1 pseudogene is annotated in these 516 nt (G+C 33.3%); it reads right to left on the bottom strand.

Features of this window, described 5'->3' with window-relative positions:
* A pseudogene (locus LC419_RS24435) lies at nucleotides 1-516 on the bottom strand (S9 family peptidase); the annotation flags it as partial.

The following is a 516-nucleotide window of genomic DNA, read 5'->3' as shown; positions in this document are numbered from 1 at the left end:
GAACTTCTTTATAAAACTTACTTACCGGAATTGTCTCACTTTTAACTCCCGTATAACTTATATAATCCAATTCATAATTCCTGTTTTTGCGGGCTGTACTTATTGAACTTACATCATATACAGGATTAGAATACACTTCTTTTATAATAGCATTCTTTTTCAGATCATACAGCACGATCCGGTCTTTATCACTGTCTAAATTGGTCGCTACATACGCTTCATCTTTATTTTTGGAATTATCATTTAACCCAATAATACTGAAGGTGTTTTTCCAGTCTGTTGATTTAATAAGATTAAACTTCCCCGTCTCTAAGTCTTTATAATATGTTTTTGTGGTCAATCCGTTTTCCAGAACTGTGTATCCTCTCAGATTCCCTTTTTTGTCAAAAACATACCCGTCAATAGGGTTATTAACGTCCTTATTCTCATAAAGCTGAGTCATTTCCCCTGTATTAAAATTGATTTTATAGGGTTCGAAGATCTGCTTGTTATTCTTATTCAGGGCTACAATGACAA

The sequence above is a fragment of the Chryseobacterium sp. OSA05B genome (genome assembly GCF_019970065.1).
GTDB lineage: Bacteria > Bacteroidota > Bacteroidia > Flavobacteriales > Weeksellaceae > Chryseobacterium.
This window is presented reverse-complemented; position numbering and strand designations above follow the sequence as displayed.